Genomic DNA, 6,505 nt, shown 5'->3' with positions numbered 1-6,505 from the left:
ACGCATGCAAGAAGCGCAACAACAATTAAGTCAATTAGTTGTTACAGGAGAAGCTGGTGGTGGCATGGTAGTTATTAAAATGAATGGCCGACATGATGCCACTGAAGTTAAAATCAAACCTACTATGATGGAAGAAGATGTAGAAATGTTGGAAGACTTAGTTGCTGCAGCAATCAATGATGCGGTACGAAAAATTGAAAAAGCATCTAAGGAAAAAATTAGTCAATTAACCGCAGGCCTAAATATTCCCACTGATTTAATGGGCGGCGACAAGGGTGATAAGGAATAATCCTAACGATGGATATGTTAAACCGTTTGGTAGAAGCGCTCCGCTGTCTACCAGGCGTAGGTCCAAAATCAGCACAACGCATGGTGTTTCACTTGCTTCAGCATCAAAGACAAAGAGGATTAAACCTTGCATCATGTCTTGAGCAAGCGATGAATAACATTCACCATTGCGAACGTTGTGCTAACTATACAGAACAAAAAATTTGTACCCTTTGCCAAAATCCAAATAGGGACTCTTCCTTGCTTTGTGTGGTGGAAAGTCCGGCTGATGTATCTGCTATAGAACAAAGCAATTCTTTTCAAGGTAAATATTTTGTCCTCATGGGAAAAATATCTCCTCTTGATGGTTTAGGCCCTGAAGACATAGGGTTACCTCGTCTCAAAAATCTCATTATTCAAGAAGAAATTAAAGAAGTGATCTTGGCGTTAAGTCCTAGCGTAGAAGGACAAACCACCATTCATTTTATCCACCAGCTTTTGCGTGATTTATCAATAAACATTACCCAATTAGCGCATGGGATTCCCTCAGGAGGAGAATTAGAGTTTTTGGATGGAAATACTATAGGAAACGCCCTTCGCAATAGAGCAATAATTCATGTTTAAAACAATGTACCGCTATAAATACATTTTCATATTAATGCTTCTCATTTCCGGACTGGCTAATGCCTCTTTCTATAAAAGTTTATGGCCCAAATGGGAGGTAAATAGCCCCCTTTCAAAAGAGGTTATTTCACATCAACTTTGGCAAAATTTTCTTAATCGCCGTATTGTAACCAACGAAGAAAACATCAACCTAGTTGACTATGCCCATATGACCCAAATAGATTTAAACTTGCTCAAAGACTATTTAAAAAGCATGGCAGAAATCGATATTAATAAATACAACCGTGATGAGCAATTGGCATATTGGATTAATTTATACAACGCCTTGACGGTGCAGGTTATCGCGAATTATTACCCCGTAACTACAATTCAAGAAATCAATATCTCGCCTGGATTATTCAGCATAGGTCCCTGGGGTGCAAACCTTATTACTATTAAAGACACCTCTTTAACTTTAGATGATATTAATAATCGTATTATTAGGGCAATTTGGAACGATCCTCGCACCCATTATGCTCTAAGCAATGGCACAATTGGGGCCCCCAATTTAAATAGAAAAGTTTACCAGGGTAAACTCATTGAAGAACAATTAAACCAAGCTGCTTCAAATTACATCAATTCCCTTAGAGGGGTAAGTGTCATCGAGGGAAAACTGATCATCTCTAAATTATATGATTGGTTTGAGGAGGATTTTGGTGGGACTAAGCAGGATATCATCTTTCATCTATTGCAATTTGCAAAAGAACCGTTGCAAAGTCAACTTAAGCACATAAATACCATTGATAGTTATATCTATAATTGGCATATAAATAGTCCTTCTCCTGATCATGAATAAAAGCATAATATACCCCTTTTGAAAACTCCTAAACTGAATAAAACAATAGTATACTCATCCTATTTATCATAAGGATCCAGAATAATGAATCGAGGTGGTTTTTCATGGAAAAGACTTATTGGAATCTCTGCTCTTAAAGCTAAAATTTCGCGAAAAATCGGCATTCCATTAACGCAATCTGGTAGAGAACGAAAACTCGGTGCATTCATCATTCAATATTTACGTTCATTCCTCTTGGAAAAGAAAAAAAAACGCTAATTTACTTCACAATCTTCGATAGACTGGAATAATTGCTCAATGGCATTGTCAGGGATTGTGTTCATGCGTTTATAAAGTGTAATTACTCTAAATACTGCATCTCGATTGCGATAATCTAGTTTTAGGTTTGAATTCGTTAAATCATACATATATGATTCAGTGAGAAAATGCCTATTCCCTAATTCGATACGCAACGCATCCATAACACAGAGCAAGGCATCAAAAACCGTCTGGATTGCTATTTTTTCGTCATTATTAAGTAAAGGTAACCAATCAAAAGTGCCACCCCGAGTGATATTAAAGAAAGTATAAAGTAATTGCTGTGTATCGTTATTGGCAAAGTAGCCATATAAATCTAAGCATTCCGTGGTCGTAAGTTGATTATACAATGCCATCATTTTTTCTTGAAAAAGAAGTATATTATTCTTTTGCCCCACTGCACCTGACAATAAATTTTGTTGTAAAATCATTACTGCATCAACTAAACGATTTGGGTTAAAGCAGAATTTATAAGCGCGCTTTAGATCAGATACGTAATTAACATTATCTCGTTTGGCGTTGATTGGATTTGAACTAAGCTTTAATCTCTTAACAGCTGATTGGATCATTTGTATGATCACATCACTTGTCTCAATTCGAACACCTTGAGGTAACTCTTCATCACGCAAAAAATAGTCGACACCAAGTCCAAAACCTTTCTGTAAAGCAATCTCATACAGTTTTTGTTGCATTGAATCGATATAATAATGCAGTATTCCTAGCCGCATTTGAATCGAAACTAATTTTTCAGGGTGCATTACCTCCGCAAATAATTTATCCGGATGTACCTTATAGAAAAAAATTTCATTTACTAAATCAGCACATTTAGGATTAGCAAAAAAATCCAATGCGAGGTGTTGTTGTTCAACATTCCAGTCATAAAATACCGCTCCCCATCCACACTGTTCAATGTCACTTTTATTCAAAAAATCAACAAATCCTTCCAACCATAAACTTAATTCTCGCTCAGAAAATATTCGTTGTAATTGCATTGAATAAAGAGAAACCTGATTAGTCAATTCCGTAGATGGCACACATTGATATAAAGAGATGATTTGCTGTAAATGTTCTATTTGTTCTTCAATATCCAGTGGTGAGGCCAATTTTTGCTCTAACAGAGCAATCTGATTAAAACGTTGGGACCAAGATAATTCATGACCTAATTTTTGAGGGATATGAGCTACATTTTGATCCAATAATTGCAAATAATCTAAATATTTATTTGCTATAGAGTGACATAAAAACCTCACTTCAGGATGCGTCTCTGGATTGGAAGTAGTTTCTATATTTCTCTGAAGCTCATTGTTCAGCATTTTCAGTTCATGTTTGACTAAGGTCTTTGCTCGATCATTGTCTGTTACAAACCAACTTGAAAACTGAGTTTTATTCTGAATCATCCCTACTCCTAAAGCGTTGTCCTGATATAACAGTATCCCGGATAGGTAACATTCTACCTATAGGTTTATTTAAACGATTTAAAATAGCATTCGTTCCAGCGAAACACAGCAAAATCGTAGCAATAACTTATAGAATAATAACGAAAATAATTGCAAGTCGAAACTAATCTTGCCAAAATTACGACGAATGCTGCTCAAAAAAATGGGAATTATTTAATGCCACAACCCAGTTATCTTTTATTCATCGATAACGATCCTGTGAGTGAGGATCTCAAGAAATACTTTGCACAATTTAATATCAATATTGTTCAGCAAAAGCAATTAGTTACTCCCATACAAAATGTGGTAGGAAAACCTATTGCTATTCTAATCCACTGGTCGATTTTGAAAAATGACCTCCAGGCAATTCATCAATTTTATACAAATTATCCGGTGCCTTTATTGATTTTAAACGATACCCCAGATGAAGATGCCTGTATCAAAGTACTCGAAGCAGGAGCAGATGACTTTATTGTAAAACCCTTATTACCTAGAGAGCTCCATGCTCGAGTCAGTGCAATAAATCGCCGTGTTTTACGGGCAAAACAACTCTCTGAGCAGGAAAAAGAAGTTCTAGTATTCTCCAACTGGCGCCTTTACCCAGCGTCCAGGCAAGTATTTCGTGAGCAGTCCCATGAAGAATTATTATTAAGTGCCGGCGAATATGATTTGCTCCTTACTTTTGTACTGCAACCTCAACGCATCTTGGATAGAGAGTTTTTGTTACAAATCACTAAAAATAGTGATCTGAATCCCTTTGATCGAAGAATTGATGTGCAAATAAGTAGACTGCGCCAGAAAATTGAAGTGGATGCAAAGAAACCGGCACTAATCAAAACCATTCGCAATGGAGGTTATATGTTTACGGCACAAGTAACCACGTTAAAAGAAAGCGATACAAAATAGATTTCTTATTTGCGCTTTTTACTTACTTTGAACATCTTGATACTTTTAATTGTATTATCGCCGACTTTTAATATTTCCATCTGATAGTTTTCTATCATTAAGCAGGATTCAGCTGGAGGAATATAGCCAAGATGTTCAACTATTAGGCCACTTAATGTTTTTGGACCTATCATCGGCAATTGCCAACCCATTAAACGGTTTAGATGTCGCAATGTTAAACTTCCATCAACAATAACCGAGCCATCACTTTGTGGGGTGATATCTCGGCTTAGAGCAGCCACATCAGTAGTAAATTCGCCTACTATTTCTTCAAGTATATCTTCCATTGTGACTAAACCCTGAATGTCGCCATATTCATCCACAACAAAAGAACTACGTCTCTTCATTTTTCTAAAATTTAAAATTTGAATATTAAGCGAGGTAGCCTCAGGAATATAATATGGCTTATCGGCCGCTTTCAGTAGGCTATCAAGATCCAGTTCATTTTCTATAGCCAGATTTAGCACATCACGTACGTGAATCATTCCAACCAAATCATCAATTGAATTACGGTATAATGGCAAGCGTGTATGTTTTGCTGTTTCTAATTGATACAAAATTTCTGACCAAGGTTCTTCGATATCGATACCCACAATATCCGATTTAGGAATCATAATGTCTTCCACAGTAGCTTGTTCCAAATCCAGAAGACTTATTACCATACTTTTATGCTCAACAGGTAATAGCCCTCCTGCTTCATGGACTACTGAGCGTAACTCTTCATTCGTTAAGGATTCCTTTTGTATTTTGTCTATTGAAATGCGAAATAAACGTAAAACTCCGTTCGACATAGAGCTGCTAATATATACCAAGGGTGCAAAGATTAATTGGAGAATTTGTAAAGGCAATGAAGTAGCAAATGCTACTTGTTGGGGATAAATAGCTGCATATGTTTTAGGTATCATTTCAGCAAATACCAAAATCACCAGCGTCAAAATGACGGTAGCGATAACAATACCCGCATCGCCATAAATGTGCTGGCCAATCAACGTTGCGATTGTGGATGCAAGAATATTAGCAAGTGTATTACCGATTAAGACAACGCTCAAAAGGCGATCAGGTCGAGAGAGTATTTGATTTACTCGCGAAGCTTGTTTATTTTCTTTCTTGACTAGATGCTTTAGCTTGTAACGATTAATCGACATCATTCCGATTTCGGTACCCGAAAAAAAAGCAGCTAACAAAATTAGAAAAAGCAAAATGATGAACAATGTAGAAAGATGGAACGTCACCGAATTTCCTCAAGCTTTTATTACACAAAATAAAGTATCATATGGTTCAAAAGAAAGCGAGATAAGGTCAATTTGAACTCAAAGCTATAATTAGAATTGTACGATGGGCTCAGGGGGTAGGCTCCGCGCCTACCTACCAAACCCGGAATTTCATCAGACAAAAATTAACTTATCTATTTTTGCTCTTTATTATAACGAGCTACGCTGGCTCTAATCTCTTCGAATGCAGCCTCTGGTCCAACCCAGCCATCCAGTTTAACCCATTTACCTTCTTCTAAATCTTTATAATGACTGAAAAAGTGTTCTAAAGAGTTTAATAAATGTTGTGGCAAATCTTCATGGGTCTCAATTGATTCATAAATTTTAGTTAATTTATTTATCGGAACAGCCAAGATTTTAGCATCTATCCCTGACTCATCAGTCATTTTTAACATACCTACTGGTCGGCAGGGAATAACCGAACCACCAACTAGAGGAACAGGAGTTACTACGAGGACATCAACAGGGTCCCCGTCCTCGGATAAAGTATGAGGAACATAACCATAATTTACAGGATAAAACATAGGGGTGGTTAAAAAGCGGTCAACGAATAATACTCCTGATTCTTTATTTACTTCATACTTTACAGGTTCACTATGCATTGGGATTTCAATGATTACATTAATTTCCTTGGGTAGATCACGACCACTACTAATTCTCATTAAACTCATTTATTCTTCTCCCCTCTTAAATACAGTTAAAACACTAGACATATCAGCCTTCATAACTCAACAAACGCCTTTCCTTAAGGACAAAGCTTTTTCCAAGAACTGCAACGCGTCGCAATCGCTTTATTAATCCCAACCCTAATACAAAATTGCAACATAAAG

General features: G+C 36.6%; 8 protein-coding genes (1 of these 8 only partly in view). 5 read left to right on the top strand and 3 right to left on the bottom strand.

The window, feature by feature from the left end:
- From HBNCFIEN_RS01300 to HBNCFIEN_RS01285, 4 genes are all read left to right on the top strand, one after another.
- Positions 1–289: the 3' portion of a YbaB/EbfC family nucleoid-associated protein gene (locus tag HBNCFIEN_RS01300; RefSeq protein ID WP_019232941.1), read on the top strand. It extends 56 nt beyond the left edge of the window; 289 of the gene's 345 nt are visible here — the last part of the coding sequence; its start codon lies beyond the left edge, outside the window; it ends in the stop codon at positions 287–289.
- Positions 290–297: 8 nt separating this feature from the next.
- Positions 298–891 carry a recombination mediator RecR gene (gene recR / locus HBNCFIEN_RS01295; protein WP_182392360.1) on the top strand — a complete coding sequence of 198 codons (594 nt, stop codon included), beginning with the start codon at positions 298–300 and terminating at the stop codon, positions 889–891.
- Positions 884–1,726, top strand: coding sequence for a DUF547 domain-containing protein (locus HBNCFIEN_RS01290; RefSeq protein ID WP_182392359.1), 843 nt, complete (start codon positions 884–886; stop codon positions 1,724–1,726). The genes recR and HBNCFIEN_RS01290 overlap by 8 nt, the downstream gene beginning before the upstream one ends.
- Before the next feature lie 84 nt (positions 1,727–1,810).
- Positions 1,811–1,984, top strand: coding sequence for a hypothetical protein (locus HBNCFIEN_RS01285; protein ID WP_182392358.1), 174 nt, complete (start codon positions 1,811–1,813; stop codon positions 1,982–1,984).
- On the opposite strand, the gene HBNCFIEN_RS01280 is transcribed toward HBNCFIEN_RS01285, so the two are convergent.
- A complete protein-coding gene (locus HBNCFIEN_RS01280) occupies positions 1,981–3,420 on the bottom strand; it encodes a hypothetical protein (RefSeq protein ID WP_255464288.1) in 1,440 nt (479 codons plus the stop codon). The two genes, HBNCFIEN_RS01285 and HBNCFIEN_RS01280, sit on opposite strands and share 4 nt — an antisense overlap.
- A 216-nt stretch (positions 3,421–3,636) precedes the next feature.
- On the opposite strand from HBNCFIEN_RS01280, the gene HBNCFIEN_RS01275 reads away from it, so the two are divergent.
- On the top strand, positions 3,637–4,365 hold the full coding sequence (locus tag HBNCFIEN_RS01275) for a winged helix-turn-helix domain-containing protein (protein ID WP_182393577.1): 729 nt from the start codon (positions 3,637–3,639) through the stop codon (positions 4,363–4,365).
- A 5-nt stretch (positions 4,366–4,370) separates the two neighbouring features.
- On the opposite strand, the gene HBNCFIEN_RS01270 is transcribed toward HBNCFIEN_RS01275, so the two are convergent.
- Together HBNCFIEN_RS01270 and ppa are read right to left on the bottom strand one after the other, a co-directional pair.
- On the bottom strand, positions 4,371–5,636 hold the full coding sequence (locus HBNCFIEN_RS01270) for an HlyC/CorC family transporter (protein ID WP_182392357.1): 1,266 nt from the start codon (positions 5,634–5,636) through the stop codon (positions 4,371–4,373).
- Positions 5,637–5,809: 173 nt separating this feature from the next.
- On the bottom strand, positions 5,810–6,346 hold the full coding sequence (gene ppa / locus HBNCFIEN_RS01265; RefSeq protein ID WP_182392356.1) for an inorganic diphosphatase: 537 nt from the start codon (positions 6,344–6,346) through the stop codon (positions 5,810–5,812).
- Positions 6,347–6,505 lie beyond the last annotated feature (159 nt).

This window comes from Legionella sp. PC997, assembly GCF_014109825.1.
GTDB lineage: Bacteria > Pseudomonadota > Gammaproteobacteria > Legionellales > Legionellaceae > Legionella.
This window is presented reverse-complemented; position numbering and strand designations above follow the sequence as displayed.